The 22,763-nt window shown below is 71.0% G+C and carries 18 protein-coding genes; 14 read left to right on the top strand and 4 right to left on the bottom strand.

Going from position 1 to position 22,763, the window contains the following annotated elements:
* The first annotated feature begins 74 nt into the window (after nucleotides 1-74).
* Nucleotides 75-497 (top strand): NUDIX domain-containing protein, encoded by a 423-nt coding sequence (locus tag ACZ3I4_RS27560; RefSeq protein ID WP_465384911.1) that lies wholly within the window; start codon nucleotides 75-77, stop codon nucleotides 495-497.
* 499 nt (nucleotides 498-996) lie between these two features.
* On the opposite strand, the gene ACZ3I4_RS27565 is transcribed toward ACZ3I4_RS27560, so the two are convergent.
* On the bottom strand, nucleotides 997-2,457 hold the full coding sequence (locus ACZ3I4_RS27565; protein ID WP_465384912.1) for a hypothetical protein: 1,461 nt from the start codon (nucleotides 2,455-2,457) through the stop codon (nucleotides 997-999).
* 148 nt (nucleotides 2,458-2,605) lie between these two features.
* On the opposite strand from ACZ3I4_RS27565, the gene ACZ3I4_RS27570 reads away from it, so the two are divergent.
* The gene (locus ACZ3I4_RS27570; RefSeq protein ID WP_465385061.1) at nucleotides 2,606-3,157 is read left to right on the top strand and encodes a YbaK/EbsC family protein; all 552 of its coding nucleotides are present in this window, start codon (nucleotides 2,606-2,608) and stop codon (nucleotides 3,155-3,157) included.
* Between the two features lie 37 nt (nucleotides 3,158-3,194).
* On the opposite strand, the gene ACZ3I4_RS27575 is transcribed toward ACZ3I4_RS27570, so the two are convergent.
* From ACZ3I4_RS27575 to ACZ3I4_RS27585, 3 genes are all read right to left on the bottom strand, one after another.
* Nucleotides 3,195-3,827: a DsbA family oxidoreductase gene (locus tag ACZ3I4_RS27575; RefSeq protein ID WP_465384913.1), complete on the bottom strand. Its 633-nt coding sequence runs from the start codon at nucleotides 3,825-3,827 to the stop codon at nucleotides 3,195-3,197.
* A 104-nt stretch (nucleotides 3,828-3,931) separates the two neighbouring features.
* Nucleotides 3,932-4,369 (bottom strand): SufE family protein, encoded by a 438-nt coding sequence (locus tag ACZ3I4_RS27580; RefSeq protein WP_465384914.1) that lies wholly within the window; start codon nucleotides 4,367-4,369, stop codon nucleotides 3,932-3,934.
* Between the two features lie 32 nt (nucleotides 4,370-4,401).
* Nucleotides 4,402-4,803, bottom strand: a complete 402-nt coding sequence (locus ACZ3I4_RS27585) for a CBS domain-containing protein (protein ID WP_465384915.1) — start codon at nucleotides 4,801-4,803, stop codon at nucleotides 4,402-4,404.
* A gap of 223 nt (nucleotides 4,804-5,026) precedes the next feature.
* Between ACZ3I4_RS27585 and ACZ3I4_RS27590 the strand changes: the two genes are divergently transcribed.
* The 12 genes from ACZ3I4_RS27590 (at nucleotide 5,027) to ACZ3I4_RS27645 (ending at nucleotide 22,603) form a co-directional block, all read left to right on the top strand.
* Complete coding sequence (locus tag ACZ3I4_RS27590) at nucleotides 5,027-5,794, top strand: SGNH/GDSL hydrolase family protein (protein ID WP_465384916.1); 768 nt, start codon at nucleotides 5,027-5,029, stop codon at nucleotides 5,792-5,794.
* 17 nt (nucleotides 5,795-5,811) lie between these two features.
* Entirely contained in the window at nucleotides 5,812-6,711 is a 900-nt protein-coding gene (locus ACZ3I4_RS27595; RefSeq protein WP_465384917.1) for a sulfurtransferase, read from the top strand.
* Nucleotides 6,712-6,777: 66 nt separating this feature from the next.
* On the top strand, nucleotides 6,778-8,517 hold the full coding sequence (locus ACZ3I4_RS27600) for an HSP90 family protein (RefSeq protein ID WP_465384918.1): 1,740 nt from the start codon (nucleotides 6,778-6,780) through the stop codon (nucleotides 8,515-8,517).
* Entirely contained in the window at nucleotides 8,514-11,285 is a 2,772-nt protein-coding gene (locus ACZ3I4_RS27605) for a tetratricopeptide repeat protein (RefSeq protein WP_465384919.1), read from the top strand. The genes ACZ3I4_RS27600 and ACZ3I4_RS27605 overlap by 4 nt, the downstream gene beginning before the upstream one ends.
* Nucleotides 11,286-11,329: 44 nt before the next feature.
* Nucleotides 11,330-11,935 (top strand): TetR/AcrR family transcriptional regulator, encoded by a 606-nt coding sequence (locus tag ACZ3I4_RS27610; RefSeq protein ID WP_465384920.1) that lies wholly within the window; start codon nucleotides 11,330-11,332, stop codon nucleotides 11,933-11,935.
* Nucleotides 11,936-12,047: 112 nt separating this feature from the next.
* Nucleotides 12,048-13,376, top strand: a complete 1,329-nt coding sequence (locus tag ACZ3I4_RS27615) for an acetyl-CoA carboxylase biotin carboxylase subunit (RefSeq protein ID WP_465384921.1) — start codon at nucleotides 12,048-12,050, stop codon at nucleotides 13,374-13,376.
* 8 nt (nucleotides 13,377-13,384) lie between these two features.
* The gene (locus ACZ3I4_RS27620) at nucleotides 13,385-14,263 is read left to right on the top strand and encodes a hydroxymethylglutaryl-CoA lyase (protein ID WP_465384922.1); all 879 of its coding nucleotides are present in this window, start codon (nucleotides 13,385-13,387) and stop codon (nucleotides 14,261-14,263) included.
* Nucleotides 14,264-14,576: 313 nt separating this feature from the next.
* The gene (locus ACZ3I4_RS27625) at nucleotides 14,577-15,452 is read left to right on the top strand and encodes a hypothetical protein (RefSeq protein WP_465384923.1); all 876 of its coding nucleotides are present in this window, start codon (nucleotides 14,577-14,579) and stop codon (nucleotides 15,450-15,452) included.
* A gap of 290 nt (nucleotides 15,453-15,742) precedes the next feature.
* Complete coding sequence (locus ACZ3I4_RS27630; RefSeq protein ID WP_465384924.1) at nucleotides 15,743-17,110, top strand: chaplin family protein; 1,368 nt, start codon at nucleotides 15,743-15,745, stop codon at nucleotides 17,108-17,110.
* A gap of 247 nt (nucleotides 17,111-17,357) precedes the next feature.
* Nucleotides 17,358-18,887, top strand: a complete 1,530-nt coding sequence (locus tag ACZ3I4_RS27635) for an acyl-CoA carboxylase subunit beta (protein ID WP_465384925.1) — start codon at nucleotides 17,358-17,360, stop codon at nucleotides 18,885-18,887.
* Nucleotides 18,888-18,899: 12 nt separating this feature from the next.
* On the top strand, nucleotides 18,900-20,057 hold the full coding sequence (locus ACZ3I4_RS27640) for an acyl-CoA dehydrogenase family protein (RefSeq protein ID WP_465384926.1): 1,158 nt from the start codon (nucleotides 18,900-18,902) through the stop codon (nucleotides 20,055-20,057).
* 89 nt (nucleotides 20,058-20,146) lie between these two features.
* Nucleotides 20,147-22,603 carry an ATP-binding protein gene (locus tag ACZ3I4_RS27645; protein ID WP_465384927.1) on the top strand — a complete coding sequence of 819 codons (2,457 nt, stop codon included), beginning with the start codon at nucleotides 20,147-20,149 and terminating at the stop codon, nucleotides 22,601-22,603.
* Nucleotides 22,604-22,763: the final 160 nt, after the last annotated feature.

Raw genomic sequence — 22,763 nt, forward strand, 5'->3', positions numbered from 1 at the left:
CGGTGACGCAACCGTTACGGGGGAACGAAAGCGGACGATATCCACTGACGTCGAGGTTGTCATGCGGAACGTAGGTGGGGCCGGTTACCCTGCGCTTCGTGAGCGAACGAAAACGGGCCGCTGCCGTGATCGTCCGGGACGGCCGTGTACTGATGGTGCACGAACGCAGTCGGCGATCCGGTGGCGGCGAGTGGTGGACCTTGCCCGGCGGCGGCCTCGAACCGGGGGAGACCGCTGAGGAAGCCGTGCGGCGGGAGGTCTTCGAGGAGACCGGCCTGGTGGTGAGCGATGCCCGCCACGTGCTCGAGATGCCGTACCCGTCCGGCATGACGTCGGTGTTCGCGGTGACGGTGGCCGACGGCGAGCCACGCATCGGCGCCGACGACGGTTTCGGGCCAGAGCTGCTGGGCCTGGACTGGTTGCCGGCCCCTGAGCTTCCAACCGAAACAACCGGCGGTGTCCCCGTGCCGCCGATGATCGTCGTCCTGCCGGCTTGATCGCTCGCTGGACGGCCGACGCCTCGGCCGGCCCGGTCCTGGTGTTCAATCCAAGTCGCCGCTCTTATGGGCCTGCGTGGTAGCCGCCAACGGCTTGGGCTGCCGTCGCCGAGGGCATCGAGACCGACGACAGGCCGGGAACGAGTTCGGGGGCGTGCACGGCCAGGCCGCAGCACCGGGGTGGCTCGGGTGGCGGCGTGCCGGGCTGTACATGTCGTAGATCGCCGCGGTGATGGCGGCCGGTCTCTGTTGCGGGGTGCTGTCGCTCCGCAGGCTGGGCTGGGCTGGGCCGGCGGCTGGGCTGGCGCTGGCTGGGCTGGCTGCGTTGTGCTGAGGGTCTTGGTCGGCCGGGCGCCTGGATGGAGGCCGGACCGCCTCGATGGGCTGGACCGCGCGGACGGGCTGACTGCTCAGGTAGGCCCGTTAAGTGCATGCCCGGCTGGATCGGATCCTGGCCCTGTGGATAACTCGGGCTGCCTGTGGATGACGGGGCCGATTGTCAGGCGGCATTGGTAGCGTCTGCAACGTCCGAAGCGCTCGCCAGGACGTGGGCGGCGGGAGCGTGCGCTACCGGACGGTCATGGCCCGCGGGCAGGGACGCGGTGGGACCGTCGGGAGTCGGGGAGAGAGACGCCGGTCGACGCTCGTGGGCTGCTGGAGAGGGCAGCGTGGAGTGGCTACGGACCGGTGGGTGGGCGTGCGTGCCGTGACCGGGAGAAGACGGGCGGGTATGCCCGCCAGTGGCGGAAGGCGCCGCGGTACGGCCGGCCGCGTGCGGTCCGGAGCCGTGCGGTGTGGCGGTGTGCGGTGCGGCGCTGTGCGGTGCGGAGCCGTGCGGTGTGGCGCTGTGCGGTGCGGCGCTGTGCGGTGCGGCGCTGTGCGGTGCGGCGGTGTGCGGTGCGGAGCCGTGCGGTGTGGCGCTGTGCGGTGTCGAACCGGGCGGTGTGGCGCTGTGCGGTGTCGAGCTGAGCGGTGACGCGGTGTGCGGAGCAGTGCCGTGCGGCGGGGCGGCGTGATGTGTCGAGCTGAGCGTTGTCGCGGTCTGCAGTGAGCCGTGCGGTGTGGCGGCGTGATGTGTCGAGCTGAGCGTTGTCGCGGTCTGCAGTGAGCCGTGCGGTGTGGCGGCGTGCTGGCTGATGTTGTGGGCGGCGGCGTGTGGTGGGGCTGCGGGGCGCGGGGTGGAGCGGTGTGCGGCGGTTGGGGCGTGGCCGATGCCGGCGGAGGCGCGCCGGTGCAGGGCTGTGCCGACCAAGTCGTCGGCGTTGGCCGCGGGGGAAGGCACGTGCGGGCTGCGGTCCGGTTGGCCCGAATCGCTGAGATTGGCGGTGGAGGTGGGGGAGGGCGGGGAGATCACGCCCAGTTCGGCTGTTGTGGGGAGGCGATCCTCGAGGCTGCCGCCGGAGAGCGGGGAGGTCTTGGCGTGTTCCGCGACGACGTCCGACGGCTCGGCGTGGCCAATCGCGGGCTGAGCCACGTCGGTGTGTGCCGATCCGGGCGGGTCAACTAACTTGGTGCTCGATTCGCGGTCGGCTGAGTCGGCGGGGGCGGCCGCGCCGGCTTCGCCACGAGACTGGGAAAGGTCGGCGGCGACTGCCCGGCGGCGTTCGGTCACAAAGTATCCGCAGGCGGCGGCGTACGCGACGGCCAGCACCAGACCGACGGCGCGGGTCGCGGACGTGTTCAGCAGCAGGATGCTGGTCAGCAAGGCCGACTCGGCCCACACCCCCAGCAGCACGGCGTTGGTGGTGTCGGAGCGGGACCAGCCGGCCGACGCGCGGCGGGCCTGGCGCTTGATCTCCTCGAGCAGCGAGTGACCGAGGCCGAGCGTCAGCGTGCCCAGCAGCAGCGTCGCGGGCAGGGACTGGTGGTCGCCACCGACGGAGGCGGCCAGGGCCGTGCCGCCGGCGAGTACTGCCAGCCCACTGACGGTTCCGACCCGTCCTTCGCGACGCTCCTTCACAACCTTCGACGGTCGGCAGCTAACGCCGTTTTCTGAGGAAGTGGGCGCGGACACGTCGCGGTCTGCGCTGGATCATGGCGGCACCGGAGGGCCCCGTACGTGGGAGGACTACCTGGCGTCGAGGTATTGAGCGAGGATTGCGGACGTGATGGGAACCCTGAAGCTCGAGCCCGCCCAGTCCCGCCCCGATCTGCTGGCCGCACCGGTCGCCAAGGCGCTGACCGTCTGGCCCGCGGACGCGCCGATCGATGCGGATCAGGTGCTCGTGGCTCCGATCGATGCCGGGCTGGCCGACACCGCCGCGTTCTGTGAGGCGTACGGCGTGGGTCTGGAAGCGTCGGCGAACTGCGTGATTGTCGCCGGCAAGCGGGACGGCGAGACCCGGTACGCGGCCTGCATCGTGCTGGCTACGACGCGCGCCGATGTGAATGGGGTCGTACGTCGGCGGCTGGATGTGCGTAAGTGCAGTTTTGCGCCGATGGACGACGCGGTGCGCCTGACCGGGATGGAGTACGGCGGGATCACGCCGATCGGCCTGCCGGTGGACTGGCCCATTCTGGTCGACGCGCGAGTGGCCGCCACTCCGCACGTGATCATCGGATCGGGCGTACGGCACAGCAAGATCTCGATTGCCGGACCGGCTCTGGGCGCCTTGCCGGAGGCCGAAGTGATCGAGGATCTGGCCAAGCTGATCGGCTGAGGCAGCTACGCCGGTCGATCCTGTTTCACGTGGAACATCATCGCCCGGCGTCGATTGCTTCGCGCCGGGCGATTTCTGTGAACGCCTCGATGAGGGTCGCCGGTTCCTGCGCGCCCTGGACGGCGTACTTTCCGTCGATCATCAGGAACGGGACGCTGGTGATGCCGAGTTCGCGCGCCTCGGCCAGGTCAGCGTTGACCGCGTTCGTGCCGGCCGCGGATGCGAGATAGGCGGCGGCGTCCAGACCGACCGATGCGGCAATCCCGGTCAGCACCGTACGGGATCCGATGTCGAGACCCCCGGTGAAGTGCGCGCGCTGCAGGGCCTCCAGCATCTCGGCCTGGCGGCCCTGACCGGCGGCCCAGGCGATCAAGCGGTGGGCGTCGAACGTATTGGCGGCGATCGCCCGGCCGAAGTCGAGGACCAGCCCGTCCGCCGCCGCGAGCGCCGTGACGTGGGCCAGCATCTGTTCGGCTCGGCCGCGGTCGCCGGTCTCGGCGATCAGCGCGTCCTTGATTGACAGGCCTGGGGGCACCGGCGAGGGGTCGAGCTGGAAGGCCCGGAATGTCACCGAGACCCGGTCGCTGAGCTGGCCGATCGCTCTCTCCAGGCGGCGCTTACCGAGATAGCACCAAGGGCAGACGACATCGGACCAGACCTGAATATCCACGAGGGGCTCCGTCAGAGCGGGCAGTGAAATCGGAACGGCAGGGAAATCGGAACGGGCACGGAAGCCAGCAGTGGTGAGGGGTGAAGCGAAGGAAGGCCGCGTGGTCAGGACTGGGTGGCGAGCTGGGCCGCCACCTGGCGCTTCAATCGACCCAGGATCGCCGTGCCGCCGCGGATCCGCAGGGGGCTGATCGCCTGAGCGAGACCCATGCGGGCGTACAGGTCGTCGGGCACCGCGAGGATCGAGGCGGTCGTCGCGCCCTCCAGACCCTCGGCCAGGATGCCGGCGAAGGCCCGCGTCGTCGGGGCCTCGGGCGGGCAGTCGAAGAACACCTCGACCGTGTCGTCGGGGCGTACGGTCGCTTTGAGGAAGAACTGGGTCTGGCACTCGGGCACCTGCTCCATGCCGTCGTGCCCGTCCAGGTCGGCGGGCAGCGCGGGCATGGCGTCGGCGAATTCGAGCATCATCTCGAGCACCACCTCGCGCGGCGCCGAGGCGAATTCATCGACGATCTCGGCGAGCTTCGGGGGCATGTCGGTCACGGCTCCGACCCTAACGCGTCCAGGAGCGGAGCTCAGGCGGCCGCCGACGTCGGGATCAGGGCCACATCGCTCAGGCTCAGGATGCCGACCACCTTGCGGTCCGAGTCGCAGACGAGCAACCGCCGCACCGACCTCTCTCGCATGGCCTGCACCGCCTCCTCCACGGTGGCCGACTGCTCGACCATGATCAGCTCGTGGGCGGTGATGTCGCCGAGCGAGGTTGTCTTGGGTGGCAGGTTCTCCGCGATCGCCCGCACCACGATGTCCCGGTCGGTGACCACGCCGATCATCGTCGGGCCGCGGGTCACCACCACGTCGCCGATGCCGCGGTCGCGCATCACCTGCGCGGCCTCGTCCAGCATCGTCGCCTCGGGCAGGTAGACCACCTGCCGGGTCATCACCTCGGCGACCGATGCGACAAATGCTCTGGCCATGCGCGTGCACCTCCCGTTGGGTCTGGAGTTACCCGTGTGAAGTAGCGATTACACGTGGTATGTCCGCCCTGTGCAACGACCGAACAAGAGTCGGCACGGGAAAGTGAGCCCACCGTCAGCATTCCCTTTACGGGGTGTCGCCATCGTCACGCTACCCACCACCTTGATCCGGTGGAAATGTGTTCCCCGCGAGAAAAATTGAGGTCGCGTTAAGGGGGCGGCGATGGCTTATCGAAGCTTCGTTGCTATGGGGGACAGCTTCACCGAGGGTCTGAACGACGCCTATCCGGACGGCAGCTTCCGCGGCTGGGCCGATCTGGTCGCGACCAGGCTCGCGGTCGACTCGGGGCCCGATTTCGGGTACGCCAACCTCGCGATCCGCGGCAAGGTGCTGCACGAGGTCGTGGCCGAGCAGCTCGAACCGACCTTGGCCATGCGGCCCGGCCTGGTCAGCATCGCGGCCGGAGGAAACGACGCTCTTCGCGTACGGGTCGACCCGCACGCCCTGGTCCACCAGCTCGACGGCGTGGTGCGGAGGCTGCGCGAGTCGGGCGCCGAGGTGATCGTCTTCCGGTTCGCCGACGTGACCGTCAACCTGCCGGCCATCCTCGGGCGGCGGGCCGCCGTGCTCAACGAAGGCGCGAGCATGCTGGCCCAGCGCCACGGCGCGCACCTGGTCGACCTGTTCGCCGACAAGGCTTTCCACCATCCGCAGATGTGGTCGTCCGACCGCCTGCACCTCTCGCCGGCCGGTCACCGCCGCACGGCGGGGCACGTGCTCAACGCCCTCGGCGTCGGCGTGGACGAGGACTGGATGCTGGTGCCGCCCGCCCCCGAGCCCACGCCGTGGCTGCTTGCCCGCGGCGCCGACCTGCGCTGGGCCCGCGAGCACCTGGCGCCCTGGGTGAGCCGGCACCTGCGCGGGCAGTCGTCGGGCCAGTCGATCTCGGCCAAGCGCCCCGGGCTGGCGCCCATCGGCACCGTCAAATAGGAGCTAGCGTGGCACCCATGTCTGTTGCCAACGATCCCTCGCCTGCGCTCCAGGCGTACGCGCATCCCGACAAGCTCGTCACCACCGCATGGCTGGCGTCCCACCTCGACACGCCCGGCCTCGTGGTCGTCGAGTCGGACGAGGACGTGCTGCTCTACGACTCCGGGCACATCCCGGGCGCGGTCAAGGTCGACTGGCATCTCGAGCTCAACGACCAGACCACCCGCGACTATCTCGATCCGGCCGCCTTCGCCGCGCTGTGCGAGGCCAAGGGCATCGGCCGCGACGACACGATCGTCTTCTACGGCGACAACTTCAACTGGTGGGCCGCGTACGCCCTCTGGGTCTTCAGTCTTTTCGGCCACCGCGACGTGCGCCTGCTCGACGGCGGGCGTCAGAAATGGGCGGCCGAGGGGCGCGAGCTGACCCGCGACCGCACCGAACGCCCGGCCGCGAAATACCCGGTTCCCGTACGCAACGACGCCGAGATCCGGGCCTTCCGTGACCAGGTCATGGCCCACATCAGCAGCGGACGCCCGCTGGTCGACGTGCGCTCGCCGCAGGAGTACACGGGCGAGCTGACCCACATGGCGGCGTACCCGCAGGAGGGTGCGCTGCGCGGCGGGCACATCCCGGGCGCGGTCAGCAAGCCGTGGAAGTCGGCGGCGAACGAGGACGGCACGTTCAAGCCGGCCGACGAGCTCGCCAAGATCTACCGCGCCGAGCTGGGTCTGGAACCGGGCGACGACGTCATCGCCTACTGCCGGATCGGCGAGCGGTCCAGCCACACCTGGTTCGCGCTGCGTTACCTGCTCGGATATTCGCAGGTCCGCAACTACGACGGATCGTGGACCGAGTGGGGCAACCTGGTGCGCGCCCCGATCGCGACGGGTTCGGAGCCGGGCGGCCTGAGCTAAAAAGATCGAAACGGGGCGGCGATGACCGCCCCGTTTTTGTCGCCCGTTCGCGGTACCTTCTCCGCCGTGAGCAACACGTTCCAGGTCGATCTTCGTGGCATCGTCGATCTCCTCAGCCATCATCTGTATGCCAGCCCGCGCGTCTACGTGCGCGAGTTGCTGCAAAACTCGGTCGACGCGATCACCGCCGCCGGTGCGCCCGGGCTGGTGTCCCTCACCACCGGCGCCGGTGAGCTGCGGGTCAGCGACAACGGCATCGGTCTGACCGAGGCTCAGGTGCACGAGCTGCTGGCCACGATCGGGCGCAGCTCCAAGCGCGACGAGCTCGGCTTCGCCCGCCACGAGTTCCTCGGCCAGTTCGGCATCGGCCTGCTCTCCTGTTTCCTGGTGGCCGACGAGATCCGGGTGCACACCCGTCGCGCCGGCGCCGAGCCGGTGCTGTGGACGGGCTATTCCGACGGGCGCTACGACGTCCGCCCCGGTGACGATCGCGAACCGGGCACGACGGTCACCCTGCTGCCACGCCGCGGCTCCGAGCATCTCCTCGCCGCCGAGACGGTGCGCGAGCTGGCCGGGCTCTACGGGTCGCTCCTTCCGGTCCGCGTCGAGGTCGACGGCGTCACGGTCACCACCGGCACGCTGCCCTGGCCGGACGGCGACCTCAACGCGTACGCGCAAGAGATCTTCGGTTTCCGCCCGCTCGACGTGGTGCCGCTCGATGTGCCCGGGGCCGGCCTCACCGGTGTCGCGTTCGTGCTGCCCACCCCGGTCAACCCGGCCGCCCGTGGCGGTCATCGCGTCTATCTGAAGCGGATGCTGCTGGCCGAGAGCGTCGAAGGTCTGCTGCCCGAGTGGGCGTTCTTCGCACGCTGCGTGGTCGACAGCACCGAGCTGCGGCCGACCGCGAGCCGCGAGGCGCTCTACGACGACGGTCTGCTCGCCGACACCCGCGAGGCCATCGCCGATCAGCTGCGCGGCTGGCTGGTCCGGCTGGCCTCGACCGATCCGCGCCGCCTGGGCGAGTTCCTCTCGATCCACCACCTCGGCGTCAAGGCGCTGGCCCTGCACGACGACGAGATGTTGCGCCTGGTCGAGCAGTGGGTGCCGCTCGAGACCAACATGGGTTTCGTCACGCTGGCCGAGTTCCGCGAGCGCCACGGCGTGCTGCGCTACGCGGCCGGAAACGACGAGTTCCGCCAGCTCGCGTCGGTCGCCGCGGCCCAGGATCTCGGGGTGATCAACGGCGGCATCGTCTACAACGCCGACATCGTCGAGCGGCTGGCCACTGTGGATCAAGAGGTGCGCGTCGAGCGCCTCGAGCCGTCCGACGTCGCCGCCCGGTTCTCGGCCGTCGACACCGAGACCGAGCTGCGCCTGCGCCCGTTCCTCACCGCCGCCCAGCGCCGCCTCGACCGGCTCGGCTGCGAGGTGGTGGTGCGCGGCTTCGACCCGGCGACCGTCCCCGCTCTCTATCTGGTGAGTCGCGCGGCCGCGTTCAACGAGCAGTTCACCCAGAGCCGCGACACCGCCGACGACCTGTGGGGCGGCGTGCTCGACGCGCTGTCCCGGGTCACGACGGTCGACCGCCCGCAGCTCGTTCTCAACCACCGCAACGCACTCGTACGCCGGATCACCGCGCTGGGCGACCCCGAGCTGGCCGGCCTGGCCGTCGAGTCGCTCTACGGCCAGGCTCTGATGCTCGGCCAGCATCCGATCCGCCCGGCCGATGCCGCCTTGCTCACCAGTTCGTTCATGGGCCTGCTGGACCGGGCCGTCCCGGGTTCGGAGCAGGGGGAGGCCAAGTGAAGACCGCCGAAGAACTGTGGGACCTCTACGAGCAAGCCCGCACGATGCCGCACGGCGCGGCCCAGATCGCCCTGGTCGAAGAGGTGATGCGGCACGCCGACACGGTCGGCGACCCGCGTCTGGCCTTCACGATCCGGCTGCTGGCGACCAACGCCTACACCTACGGTGGCGAGCCGGCCAAGGCCTTCGTCACGTTCGCCTGGGCACTCGCCGACTTCGACCGCAATCCCGGCAAGCATCACGCCCACGGCAAGCACACCCTGCTGTGGCACTTCAAGACCATGGTCAACGCGATGACCAACTTCCCCGAGATCCCGCTCGACCGCACCCGGGCCGTGCTCGACGACATGGAAAGGCGCTACCGGGAGGACGGCCACAGCCTGCAGGCCGTCTACAAGCACCGCTATCTTGTGGCCGACCACGTCGGCTCGCCCGATGCCGACGAGTGGTTCGCCCGCTGGCAGGCCGCGCCGCGCGACGACCTCTCCGACTGCATCGGCTGCGACCCGTCGTCGGTCGCCGCCTATTACAACGACCGCGACCGATACGACGACGTCGTCGCGACCGCTGAGCCGGTGCTGGCCGGCGAACTGACCTGCAGCGAGCAGCCGCAGGGCATCCTGCGCGAGCTGATGGTGGCCTATCTGCGCACCGGCCGCCCCGACGACGCGTCCGACGCCCACCGCCGGTCGTATCGTCTCGAGCGCGGGAACCTCGCCGACCTGTGGAACCTCGGCACCCACCTGGCGTTCTGCGCGCGCACCGGCAACGAGCACCGCGGTCTCGAGATCCTCCAGCGGCACATCGACTGGCTCGACAAGGCGCCCTCGCCGGCCGCCGAGATGCACTTCTCGGCCGACGCGGCGATGCTGCTGCGACGGCTCACCGAGCTCGGTCACGGCGACACGGTCATCCACCGCCGCGAGCACGGCGACATCACCGCGACCGCCCTCGGCACCCAGCTCGCGGCCCGGGCCACCGAGCTGGCCCGCAAGTTCGACCAGCGCAACGGCACCGACCACAAGAGCCGCTCGATCGCGGACGCCCTGGCCGCCGAGCCCTACGAAACGGTGCTGACCCTCTCACCGACCGCCCGCCGTGCCCCGGCCGCAATGAGCGAGCCGGTGCGAGCGCCGGAGGACAAGCCTGAGGTCCCGGCCGGGGCCGACGCCGCCGAGCTGCTCGACCTGGCCCGCCGTCACTGGCGCGACGACCGTGACGCTGCCCTCACCGCGACCCTCGAAGCGCTCGACGCCCGCTTTCCCACGCTCGACGACCCGCTGCTGCGGGCCCGCCGCGAGCTGATGCTCGGCAACCGGATGCGGGCGGCCGGGGCGAGCGAGCACTGGTCGCGGGCGGTCGAGCTGTTCGACCGGGCCGGCGCGGCCGGGGACGCCAGTGCGCTGCGGGCACGCATCGCCCTCGACCGCGGCTATTCCGGCGAGCCGGTCGACGAGGCGCCGATCCGCGCCGACGTCACCTGGCAGCAGGAGCACGGCGGCCCGTTCGAGCAGGCCAACGCGTGGGCCCGGCTGTCGATCCTGCACCTGATGAACGGTCGTCTCGACGAGGCCAACGAGGCCGGCGACCGCGGCGACGAACTGGCGGCGCGCACCGGCGATCCACGCATGGTCGCGATGCACACCATGCTGCGCGCCCGTAACCGGATGGCCGCCCACCGGCACGACGAGGCGCTGGCCGCGGCCCGCGAAGCGTGGGAGTTCTATCGGGCCCACGGTCCCGGCCGCCGCATCGCCGAGGCCGGCACGATCCTCGGCCACGCGCTCGACGACCCGGCCCAGCAGGTCGAGGTGTTCAGCGCCGTCATCGCCACGGGCGAGGCCGACAAGGCCCTGCCGTCGCGTCTGGGGCGGGGCAACGCGCTCCTGCAGCTGGGCCGGCCCGACGAGGCGATCGTCGACCTGGTCGAGGCCGTGGCCCTGTGCGCCGAGGCCGGTCTCGACGTCGCCGGTGCGTACGCCCGCAACGACCTGGCCAACGCGTACCGCCTGGCCGGCCGTCCGGTCGAGGGCGCCGAGGTGGCCGAGGAGGCGCTCGCGCTCTTCGAGAAGCTGGACGATGACGACGCCGCCGACAACGCGCGTTACCTTCTGGCCGGGCTGTACCGCCAGGTCGGCGATCCGGACGGCGCGCTCACCCTCTATCGCACGCTGATCGAGCGGCTGGCCGGCAATCCGGCGGGCCGCGGCCAGATCGCCGAGGACGCCGCCGGTCTGTTGTTCGACCTCGATCGCGACGCCGAGGCGGCCGAGACGTTCCTGGCCTCGGCCTCGGCCCTGCACGAGGCGGGCGACCTGATCGGCGAGCTGCGCGCGCTGCGCCGGTCGGTCGGCGCCCTGCACTACGCCGACCAGCCGGAACGGGGCGAAGAGGTGATCGCGCGGATCGACGAGAAGTTCGGCGCGCTGCCGGCCGAGCTGGCCGCCGAGCCCAACGCGGTCTTCCAGCATGCGATGACCGCGTACGAGGCCGGTAATCTTCTGATGTCCCGCGGACGCTACGCGGAGGCGGTGCCTCACCTCGGCCGCGCTCCCGAGCGGCTGGCGGCCATCGGCGCGATCGATCAGGCCGACCGTCTCGAGGGCATGCTGGGCGAGGCACTGCTGCGTTCGGGCCGGGCGGCCGAAGCCGAGGCGCTGCTGCGGGCGCTGCTCGAGCGCATGCCCGGCGACTCGTCGAGCCGCGAGGTGGCCCAGCGGGTCCACGAGGAGGCGCTGGCCGCCCTGGACGGCGATTCCACATCCTGAACGCCCGTTAAGGCCCCGGGTTGACAGCGCGTTAAAGTGACCTCGTGACAACGGTTGATCAGCAGCAGCGTCAGGGCCCGCCCGCGCCCCGGCGGCGTTCGCGCCGCGACGAGATCCTCGAGATCGCGGTCGGACTCTTCGCGGCCCGTGGCTATCACGGTGTCTCGATGGACGACATCGGCTCCGCGGCCGGGGTGACCGGGCCGGCGCTCTATCACCACTTCGCCGGCAAGGAGGCGATGCTGGTCGCCGCGCTGATCCCGGTCAGCGAGAGTTTGCTGCACGGCGGTAAGGCCCGCGTCGCTCAGCACCCCGAGGACGCGAGTGCCGCGCTGGCCGACCTGATCGAGTTCCACGTCGAGTTCGCGCTGAACAACCCGGCCGTCATCGCTTTGCACCTGCACGAGCTCGACCGCCTGCCCGAGGAGCCGAGGCGCCAGATCCGCCGTCTCCAGCGCCTCTATGTCGAGGAGTGGGTCGGCGTGCTGGCCACGCTGCGCCCCGAGCTCGACGCCCCCGAGGCGCGGGTGCTCGCCCACTCGGCGTTCGGCCTGATGAACTCGACTCCGTTCCTCGGCGGCGAGGTCGACCGCCGTCGTCGCGCCGCCCTGCTGCGCGAAGCCACCCTGCACGCCCTGATCGGGCGGTAAAGGCCGCGCCCTGATCGGGCGGTAAAGGCCGCCTCGCACGCTCCGACCGGGCTGCAGGCGGCGTAGAGAAGCCCCACAAGGGCGACCCACCCAAGAGAAGAGAAGGTCAACGATGATCGACTCGCTGCTCATCGCCAATCGGGGCGAGATCGCCCGCCGGATCATCCGGACCGCACGACGGCTCGGCATCCGCACGATCGCGGTCCACTCCGACGCCGACGAGGGCATGCCGTTCGTCCTCGAGGCCGACGAGGCGGTCTGCGTCGGCCCGGCCAACCCAGCCCAGAGCTATCGCAACGCCGAGGCGATCCTGGCCGCCGCGAAGTCCACCGGCGCCCAGGCCCTCCATCCCGGCTACGGCTTCCTGAGCGAGAACGCCGGCTTCGCCCGCCTGGTCGAACAGAACGGCCTGATCTGGGTCGGCCCGGGCGCCGACGCGATCGAGGCGATGGGCGACAAGATCAACGCGCGCAACCTGATGGCCGCGGCGGGCGTCCCGGTCGCGCCGGGCACGCAGGAACCGGTGGCCACCGAGGCCGAGGCGATCGAGGCCGCGGCCTCGATCGGCTACCCGGTGATGGTCAAGGCGGCCGCGGGCGGTGGCGGCATGGGCATGGCGGTCGCAAACGACGAGGACGCGCTGCGCCGCGAGCTGGAAAAGGTCCGCACGTTCGCCGAGCGGATGTTCGGCAGCGGCGACGTATTGCTCGAGCGTTACTTCCCCCGCGTGCGCCACGTCGAGGTGCAGATCCTCGGCCTGGCCGACGGCCGCGTGCTAGCCCTTTCCGAGCGCGAGTGCTCGGTGCAGCGCCGCAACCAGAAGCTGGTGGAGGAGGCGCCGAGCCCGGCCGTCGGCCCCGAGCTGCGCGAACGCCTCCTGGCCGCCGCGGTCAAGGCGGGCGAGGCGGTCGGCTATCGCAACGCCGGCACCGTCGAATGCCTGCTCGATCCGGCCACCGGCGAGTTCTTCTTCCTCGAGATGAACACCCGCCTGCAGGTCGAGCATCCGATCACCGAGCTGATCCACGGCATCGACCTGGTCGAGCAGCAGCTGCTCATCGCCTCGGGTCAGGCGACCACCGTCGAGACCACCACCCGCGGTCACGCCATCGAGTTGCGCGTCAACGCCGAGGATCCGAAACGCTTCCTCCCCGGCCCCGGCAAGGTCACCACCTGGGCCGAGCCCACCGGCGACGACATCCGGGTCGACTCCGGTTACGCCGAGGGCACCACGGTCGGCATGTCCTACGACTCCCTGATGGCCAAGCTGATCGTCTTCGGCGCCGACCGCGACGAGGCGATCGCCCGGGCCCGCACCGCGGTGGCCGGCTTCGAGATCGCCGGGCCCAAGAACAACCTGCCGTTCTTCGCCGAGCTGCTCGAGAACGACGAGTTCCTCTCCGGCGACTACGACACCGGCATCGTGTCCCGGATGAGGTGACGAGCCCGATGACATCCGTGAGCATCCGCGAGGTCGCGCCCCGCGACGGCCTGCAGAACGAGGACCCGATCCCGACCGACGCCAAGGTCCGGCTGATCGACGCGCTGAGCGGCACCGGCGTGCGGCGGATCGAGGCGGTCTCCTTCGTCCACCCGAAGGCGATCCCGCAGATGGCCGACGCCGACGAGGTGTGGGCCCGGGTCGACCGTCACCCGCAGATCCGATACTCGGCGCTGATCCCCAACACCCGGGGCGCGCAGCGGGCCCTGGCCGCCGGTTTCCGCGAGATCGAGGTCGTGGTGTCCGCTTCGGACACTCACAACCGCCGCAACCTCAACCGTTCGACCGGCGAGTCGCTCGACGACATCGCCTCGCTCATCCCGCTGATCCACGAGGCCGGGGCGACCGTCGAGGTGATCGTCGCGACCAGCTTCGGCTGCCCGTTCGAGGGTGACATCGACCCCGACCGGGTGGCGGGCATCGTGGCTCGCGTCCGCGCCGACGGCGCCGACCGGATTGCCTTCGGCGACACGACCGGCATGGCGACTCCGCGCCGGGTCCGCGACCTTCTTTCCGCCGTACGCCCGGACCTGCTGCATTTCCACAACACGAGGGGCACCGGTCTGGCCAACATCCTGACCGCTCTCGACCTGGGGATCACCGAGTTCGACGCCAGCCTCGGGGGGATCGGTGGCTGCCCGTACGCCCCGGGCGCCTCGGGCAACGTGGCGACCGAAGAGGTCGTCCACATGCTGCACGACATGGGCATCGACACCGGAATCGACCTCGATCGCCTGATCAGTACGGCCGAGATGGCCGAGAAGCTGCTCGGGCGCACTCTCCCGTCGGGCGTTCTCCGGGCCGGGCCGCGTTCCCGATTGGTGTGACCTCGCCCGAGCCGGCCCGCGATCAATTTTCCTATTTGCCCGCGTGACCCGCTCCCCGTCGTTTCGTTACCAATATCGAGTGGCCGATATCGCCGGTTCGGAAAAAACAACACCGGCGAGGCAAAAAGCGGCCGACACGACGAGGGGCGGATTCATGACGGGACCGGGGGCCGAGCGCGCATCGCGCGTGGCGTACCCGTCGCCGTCGGTTCCGCCTGCCGGTGACCCCACGTCCTTGCCGCCTCACATCCAGGGGGCGGAGCGGCGGCTGGGGAACCGTGCGCGGCACGTCGGATCCCGATGGGGTCTGCGTGTGCTCGTTGTCGGCGGTCTGGCCGGTACGGCCTGGCTGCTCACCGGCTCCGCGGCCCAGGCGGCGGACCGTGCCGACGGGCCGGACGGCTCGTTGCTCGGTTCCGTACTGGGCTCCGACGCCACCTCGCCGGTCTTCGGGCTCCTGCAGGCGGCCGCCCAGCCGCTGGAGATCACCCGACCGGCCTACCACGAACGCCACGTCGTGGCCGACATCCTCGACGTCCCGCGGCAGGTCCTGACCCGCCCGGCGGAGACGCGCGACGACGACGCCGACGACGCACCCCCGACCACTGTGGACGCCCTTCGCGGCGTCGACCGGGTGCGGGGGGAGGTCGACGCCCCCATCCGCCCTACCGGCGACACGGCGCCCGACCGCAACCGCTCTGAACAGCAGAGCAACGACGAGCTCCCGGCCGTCGAGAAGCCGCAGCATGCGGTGGACGAGCCGGTCGTCGTTCCGCGGGAAGAGGAAACTTTCCCGCGCGGACACCGGGAGCAACCGATTCGCCCGGCCCGGCCCGCCGCGGCCGCCGGCCACCACACCGTGGCCACGGCACGGCACGGCAAGGCCTCCTCGGCGCCGTCCGCCCACCGGCACCACCGCACCGCTCACGCGGTGATCGCGGAGCCGGCGACGGAGCCGGAGGACAACACCCCCGGGAACGACCGGCCGGCCGCGCCTCTGCGGCTGCACCTCGGGGACGTCAGCGGCACTCCGGCCAGCGGGCCGGGAGCTCCGACGGAAGGTGGCTCCGCGGCCTTCCTGCCGGCTGCGATCGTGAGCGGAACCATGGCGAGCCATGCGGCCGCGATCGCGTCCGATGTCGAGGCCCGGCGGCACGACGCCGAGGCACCGACCGTCTCACCTGACTGAGTGATGGCGTCCGGCGGTCCGCCCGACCGCCGGTGACACCGGCACGGCACCAGCTTCGGTGTCCGCGTTCCGGCCCCGATTCCCGAACCGCTTGCGAACAAGCGGCGAATCAACCACGCCTGAAATCACACGCACCGCACCGAAGCGCCACTTGGGCGCACGTCGACAAGCGGGGTCAGGGCACACAGAAACAGAGCCAGGGCACCGCTGCGCCCGAATGCAGTTCGAACACCTCCAACTGAATAAGTCACACCACTGCCGAAACATTATTGAAAGGCATTCCTTTTCTCATGAAGACTTGGGTTCGTAAGACTCTGAGCGTCGGTGTCCTGGCCGCCGGCGCCCTGCTGTTCGCCCCGGCCGCCGCGCAGGCCGACAGCAAGCAGGTCACCGGGGCCAACAACGGCATCCTGAACGGCACCCAGATCGCCGTGCCGGTCCGCGTCCCGGTCAACGTCGTCGGCAACTCCCTCGCGATCCTCGGCGCCGCCGACTCGCAGGCGGCCGGCGTCAACTTCACCGAGAGCGGCCGCCGGGGCGACGCCCAGGTCACCGGGGTCAACAACGGCATCGCGAACGGCACCCAGGCGTACCTGCCGGTCAGCGTTCCGGTGAACGTCGTCGGCAACACCGCCGCGGTGCTCGGCGCCGCCGGCTCGCGGAGCGTCGGCGTCAACCGCACCGAGAGCACCCGTACGGCCGAGGGTGGCTGGGGCGGCGACGCTCAGGTCACCGGGGCCAACAACGGCATCGCGAACGGCACGCAGATCTACGCGCCGATCGACGTCCCGATCAACGTCTGCGGCAACTCGCTCGCCATCCTCGGCGGCGCCTACTCCAACGCCATCTGCGCGAACGACGTGCGCGGCGACCGTCACTCCCACCGCGGTGGGCAGTGGCGCGACCGGGAGAGCCTCCAGGGTCACCGCGGTGGCCGGGGCGGCGCCGTCCAGGCGACCGGGGTCAACAACGGCATCCTGAACGGCACCCAGCTGTACGCGCCGATCAGCCTGCCGATCAACCTGTCGGGCAACTCGGCCGCCCTGCTGGGCAGCGCGAGCAGCCGGGCCATCTCCCGCAACGAGTCGGGTCACGACGACGACTTCGTGCAGGCCACCGGGTCCAACAACGGGATCCTGAACGGCAGCCAGGTCGCCGTGCCGATCAACGTTCCGGTCAACGTCTGCGGCAACGCGCTCGGCATCCTCGGTGCCGCGCACTCGGCCGCCGGCTGCGTGAACGACGACCGCGACTTCGGCCGTGACTTCGACGGCGGCGACTGGGACCGCGACCGTGACTGGGACCGCCCGGGTCACGGCCACGGCGACGACGACGAGTTCGACGGTGACCACGGCGACGTCGACGACGACAAGGACGACTACAAGGGTGCCGGTGGCGTGAAGCCGGACACCAACGACGGCTACGGCGACGTCCAGGACGACACCAACGACGAGGAGCCCGCGACCGACGAGGAGCCCGCGACCGACGAGGAGCCGGCGGCGGACGCCAACGACGGTTACACCAAGCCGGCCGCGGCCGGTTCGAACAGCGCCTCGAAGGGTGGCCGTGGTGGCCAGACCGAGGCCTCCCCGATCTCGAGCCTGACCGAGACCGTCGGCGGCGTCGGCAGCCTGGGCCTGCTCAACACCCTGCGCTGAAGCACGCTCTCCCACGGGGGATAGCGATGGACCGGGTCGCACCGGTCCCGGGTGCGACCCGACCGGCGCCACGAGGCGCCGGGTAACAACCGGTGCCCCTCCACGGCGCCGGGAGCAGTGAGAACGGCCGGGAGTCTCCGCATCCAGCGGGGCTCCCGTTCGTCGTTGCCGCGCGCTTTCAGATGGGCTAACCTAACGCTCGTTAAACTTTAACGACCGTTCAGGACGACCCTCGCAGGGAGGCGACGTGGCGACCGACGACGAGGCGCTTGCGCAGGCACGCAAGCGGGTGCTGGCCGGCGGCGCGGAGCGCTACCACGCGGCCAACGCCGCGAAGGGCAAGCTCTTCGCCCGCGAACGGATCGCGTTGCTGGTCGATGAGGGGTCCTTCGTCGAGGACGGCCTCTATGCCAACAGCCTGGCCGACGGACTGCCCGCCGACGGTGTGATCACCGGGATTGCCCGGGTCGACGGCCGCGAGGTCTGTCTGATGGCGAACGACTCCACGGTCAAGGCGGGTTCCTGGGGCGCCCGGACGGTCGAAAAGATCATCTGCATCATCGAGCGGGCCGTGCAGTACGGCGTCCCGATGATCTATCTCGTTGATTCGGCCGGCGCGCGCATCACCGACCAGGTCGACCTGTTCCCCGGTCGCCGCGGGGCCGGCAAGATCTTCCACACTCAGGTCAAGGCGTCCGGGGCCATCCCGCAGGCGTGCGCGCTGTTCGGCCCGTCGGCCGCCGGCGGGGCCTACATCCCGGCCTTCTGCGACATCGTCGCCATGGTCGACGGCAACGCGAGCATGTATCTCGGGTCCGACCGCATGGTCGAGATGGTCACCGGCGAGAAGACGACGCTCGAGGCGATGGGCGGCGCCCGCGTGCACTGCGCCGAGTCGGGTGTCGGCCATTTCCTCTGCAAGACCGAGCAGGACGCGCTCGACACCGTCCGGAGCTACCTCTCCTATCTGCCGTCGAACTGGGAGCACAACCCGCCGGCGGCCGAGGCCAAGGCGTCGCCCGGGACCGATCTGGGCGCCCTGGTCCCGGCCAGCGAGCGGCAGGCCTTCGACATGCGGCGGTACGTCAAGGGCCTGGTCGACGCGGGCTCGTTCTTCGAAATCCAGGCCTTGTGGGCCAAGGAGCTCACGGTCGGGTTCGCCCGCCTGAACGGCGAGGTGCTGGGCATCGTCGCCAACAACTCGATGTTCAAGGGCGGCGTCCTCTTCCCCGACTCGGCCGACAAGGCGTCGCGCTTCGTCCAGCTCTGCGACGCCTTCAACGTCCCGCTGCTGTTCCTCTGCGACGTGCCGGGGTTCATGGTCGGCTCGGTGGTCGAGAAGCAGGGCATCATCCGGCACGGCGCCAAGATGATCACGGCGATCTCCGAGGCCACGGTGCCCAAGATCTGTGTGGTGGTCCGGAAGGCGTACGGGGCCGGCCTCTATGCCATGGCCGGACCGAGCTTCGATCCCGAGGCCACCATCGCCCTGCCCACCGCCAAGATCGCGGTGATGGGCGCCGAGGCGGCCGTGAACGCGGTGTATGCCAACAAGATCGCCGCCATCGCCGACGACGAGGAGCGGGCCGCCTTCGTGGCCGAGCGCCGCGCCGAGTACGAGCAGGACATCGACATCATGCGACTGGCCAGTGAGCTGGTCGTGGACACCGTCGTCGAGCCGGGCGACCTGCGCGACGAACTCATCCGCCGCTACCGCGCCGCCCGCGGCAAGGAGCGCTTCTTCGCCCGCCGCCGCCACGGCGTCACGCCCGTCTGACAGGAGCACACCATGGTCGACTTCCGGCTCGACGACGAGCAGGAGGCGCTGCGCGTCACCGTCGAGGAATTCGCGCGCGAGCAGGTCGCGCCGGTGATCGCCGAGCACTACGAGAACAAGACTTTCCCGTACGACGTCATTCGTCAGATGGGCAAGATGGGCCTTTTCGGACTGCCGTTCCCCGAGGAGTCCGGCGGCATGGGCGGCGACTACTTCGCGCTGTGCATCGCCCTGGAGGAACTGGCCAGAGTGGACAGCTCGGTGGCGGTGACGCTCGAGGCCGCGGTCTCGCTCGGCGCCATGCCGATCCACCGTTTCGGCACGGCCGCCCAGAAGGAGCAGTGGCTGCCCCGGCTCACCTCCGGCGAGGCGCTGGCCGCCTTCGGCCTCACCGAGCCCGGCACCGGGTCGGACGCCGGCGGCACCCAGACCCGCGCGGTCTACGACGAGGCCACCGACGAGTGGGTGATCAACGGCACCAAGGCGTTCATCACGAACTCCGGCACCGACATCACCTGCCTGGTCACGGTCATGGCGGTGACCGGCACCAACCCGGACGGGTCCAAGGAGCTGTCCACGATCATCGTGCCGTCGGGGACCCCGGGCTTCACGGTCGCACCCGGCTACTCCAAGGTCGGCTGGTGTGCGTCGGACACCCACGAGCTGGCCTTCGACGACGTACGCGTTCCGGCCGCCAACCTGCTCGGCGAGCGTGGCCGCGGCTTCGCCCAGTTCCTGCGCATCCTCGACGAGGGCCGGATCGCGATCGCCGCGCTGTCGGTCGGGCTCGCCCAGGGCTGCGTCGACGAGTCGGTCCGGTACGCCCGCCAGCGCGAGGCGTTCGGCCAGCCGATCGGCAACTACCAGGCCGTCCAGTTCATGATCGCCGACATGGAGATGCGGGCGCACACCGCGCGGCTCGGCTACTACGACGCGGCCGCACGCATGCTCGCCGGCCAGGACTTCAAGCGGTACGCGGCGATCGCCAAGCTGAACGCCAGCAACGCCGCCATGGAGAACAGCCGCTGGGCGACCCAGGTGCACGGCGGATACGGCTTCATGAACGAGTCCGCGGTCGGCCGGTTCTATCGGGACGCCAAGATCCTCGAGGTCGGCGAGGGCACGTCCGAGGTGCAGCGCATGCTGATCGCCCGCGGGCTGGGTCTTTAGCGGCATTTGACCGCTGGGTTTGGGTCCGCAATCCGACAAGAGCGGATCTCTGCTCGCCGCGTTCCTGAACCCACCTTAAGTTCGGTGTCGTGGGGGCAAACGAGGGGTCAGGCACCACGCCGGACCAGGGCGGATTCGACGCCGTACTGCGCCGGGAACGCCTGCGGGCCCGGCTGACCCAGGAGGAACTGGCCTCCCGCGCCGCGGTCGGCGTGCGGACGGTCCGCGACCTGGAACGGGGCCGCGCGTCCCGGCCGCAGCGCACCACGGTCGAGTTGCTGGCCGCCGCGCTGGGCCTGGCCGGCGTCGACCGGGAAGTCTTCCTGGCGGCGGCCCGCGGACAGTCCACCGAGGAGCCGTTGCCGCCCACCGGGTTCCTCCGCGTGCTGCCGACCAGCGAGCTGATCGGCCGCGACGACGACCTCGACGAGATGACCGCCCAGCTCCGGGCGCCGGACGGCCCGCGCGGCATCACCCTGGTCGGCCTGGCCGGGGTCGGCAAGACCAGCCTCGCCTTCGTGGCCGCCCACCAGGTGGCGGCGGCCTATCCGGGCGGGGTGGCCGGCATCGTGGTCACCGACGGCTGCACGGTCGGCGAGATGCTCGGCAGCATCTCGGCCGAGTTCGGCGTCGGCCGTCCCGACGACCTGCCCGCGCTGTTCGCCGGCCGGGCCGCGCTGGTCTTCGTCGACGCCGTCGAACGGTCGGCCGACGCGACCGCCGAGATGCTCACCCACCTGCTCGAGCGCCTGCCGACGCTGCGGTTCCTGGCCACCGGCCGGCACCCGATCGGGCTCCCCCTGGAACGGGTCTGGCCGCTCGCGCCGCTCACCGCGCCGCCGCCCGAGACCTCGGACACCCTCGCGGACGTGGCGGCCTACCCGGCGGTGGCTCTGTTCCTGGAACGTCTGAGCCAGGTGCGCCGCACCGAGCCCGAACCCGACGAGGTCGCGCCGCTGGCCACGCTGGTCCGGCGGCTCGGCGGTCTGCCGCTCGCGATCGAGCTGGCAGCGGCCCGCGGCCGGGTGCTGACCATCCCCGAGATCCTCGACCGCTACGGCGACCGCGTGCTCGACCTGCACCGGCCCGGCTCGCGGGAGCCGCTGGTGTCGCTGCGGGACGCCGTGGCGGCCAGCTATCGCCTGCTCAACCCGGCCGAGCAGCGCGCGTTACGACGCCTGGCGATGTTCCGTTACCGCTGGTCGATCGGCCTGGCCGAGCAGCTCATCGCCGAACCCCGCACCGACGTCGTGCACCTGCTCGACCGTCTGCTCGAGCTGGGACTGCTCAGCGTGCGCGGAAGCCGTACGTTCCGGTTCCGCCTGCTCGACGTCGTGCGCGACTACGCCGCCGAGCGCGCGGCGGCCGAGGGCGAGCTGGCCGAGGGCCGGCGGCGGCACGCGCAGGTGCTCGCCGACCTGGCCCACGAGATCTGGCCCGACCTGACCGGCACCCGTCTGCCCGAGGCGGCCGGCCGGCTCGACGACGTGGCCGGCGACTTCGGCACCGCCCTGGCCTATGCGGCGGGGGAGGACCCGCACACCGCCTTGCGTCTCGCGGCCGCTCTTCCGCGCTGGTGGCGGTTCCGCGGGCGCGATGTGACCGGCCGCCAGTGGCTGCGCCGGCTGCTCGACGACCCGCGCACCGCCGACGCCGACCCGTCGATCCGGGCCTGGGCGCGCATCGGCCTGGCCCAGTTGGCCCGCGAGCACGGCGGCAGCGCGGAGGAGATCGAGTCGGCGACCGAGGCGCTGGCCGAGTTCCAGCGGCTCGACGAGGTCGCGGGGCAGCTCACGGCGCATGCCCAGCTGGCCGGACTGTGGATGACCGTCGGCGACTTCGAGCGGGCGCGCGGGCACGGCGAGGCCGCTCTGGAGCTGGCCCGGCGCGGCGGTCAGGCCCGTGACCTCGCCGTCGCCGAGAACAACCTGGTCTGGCACGAGATTCGCCAGGGCAACCTGCCGGCGGCGCGGGAACGGCTGGCCGTGGTCGACAAGCAGGCCGCGCGCTGCGGCGAGAAGCGGCTACGCGCGCTGGCCCAGGCCAACCTGGCCGAGGTGCAGCGCCTGGACGGGCGGCCCGAGGAGGCGGCACGGCTCGGGCGCCGGGCGATGACCAGGCTGATCAAGCTGGGTGACCCGGGGCACCGGCGACGGCTGCTGGCCACGATCGGGCTGGCTCTGGCCGAGGCGGGCCGCGTGGACGAGGCGGCCGTGGTGCTCGAGCAGCTCGGGCCCGAGGAGGACGACGACGCGCAGGACGGCCCGGCCGCGGTGGTCGAGGGGGCCGTCGCGCTGGGCCGAGGTGAGACGAAACGGGCGGCCGAGAGTTTTGCCCGCGCCGCCGAGGCGTACGACGGAACTCATGATCCTCGTGACGTCGTCGAGGCTCTGGTCGGACTGATCGTGAGCACGCCGGACGACGACGAACGGGAATCGGCCGTGCGCCGGCTGGCGGAGATGTGCCGCTCGGGCGGGATCATGCTGCTGCCGCGGGAGCGCGAGAAGCTCGGACCGCAGACGCTGGCCCAAGTGCTGGCCGGTTAGCGTGGGCCGGGCTGGAAGCCAGGGTCCTGGCCGGGCGTGGACGGTCGGCGTAGCGTGCCCCCCACGCGCCGACCGTCGCAACGCCCGCCAGTTAAGCGGCGAGAACGAAGCTCCCCCGTCAAGCCCCGCCGTCGCCTCGGTCGCGCCGCATCCCCCTGCG

This window comes from Actinoplanes sp. NPDC021490, assembly GCF_055562135.1.

Coding starts and splice junctions, on each gene's coding strand:
- ACZ3I4_RS27615 (WP_465384921.1), top strand. CDS start 12,048: ATGATCGACTCGCTGCTCATCGCCAATCGGGGCGAGATCGCCCGCCGG.
- ACZ3I4_RS27570 (WP_465385061.1), top strand. CDS start 2,606: ATGGGAACCCTGAAGCTCGAGCCCGCCCAGTCCCGCCCCGATCTGCTG.
- ACZ3I4_RS27640 (WP_465384926.1), top strand. CDS start 18,900: ATGGTCGACTTCCGGCTCGACGACGAGCAGGAGGCGCTGCGCGTCACC.
- ACZ3I4_RS27595 (WP_465384917.1), top strand. CDS start 5,812: ATGTCTGTTGCCAACGATCCCTCGCCTGCGCTCCAGGCGTACGCGCAT.
- ACZ3I4_RS27585 (WP_465384915.1), bottom strand. CDS start 4,803: ATGGCCAGAGCATTTGTCGCATCGGTCGCCGAGGTGATGACCCGGCAG.
- ACZ3I4_RS27590 (WP_465384916.1), top strand. CDS start 5,027: ATGGCTTATCGAAGCTTCGTTGCTATGGGGGACAGCTTCACCGAGGGT.
- ACZ3I4_RS27620 (WP_465384922.1), top strand. CDS start 13,385: ATGACATCCGTGAGCATCCGCGAGGTCGCGCCCCGCGACGGCCTGCAG.
- ACZ3I4_RS27630 (WP_465384924.1), top strand. CDS start 15,743: ATGAAGACTTGGGTTCGTAAGACTCTGAGCGTCGGTGTCCTGGCCGCC.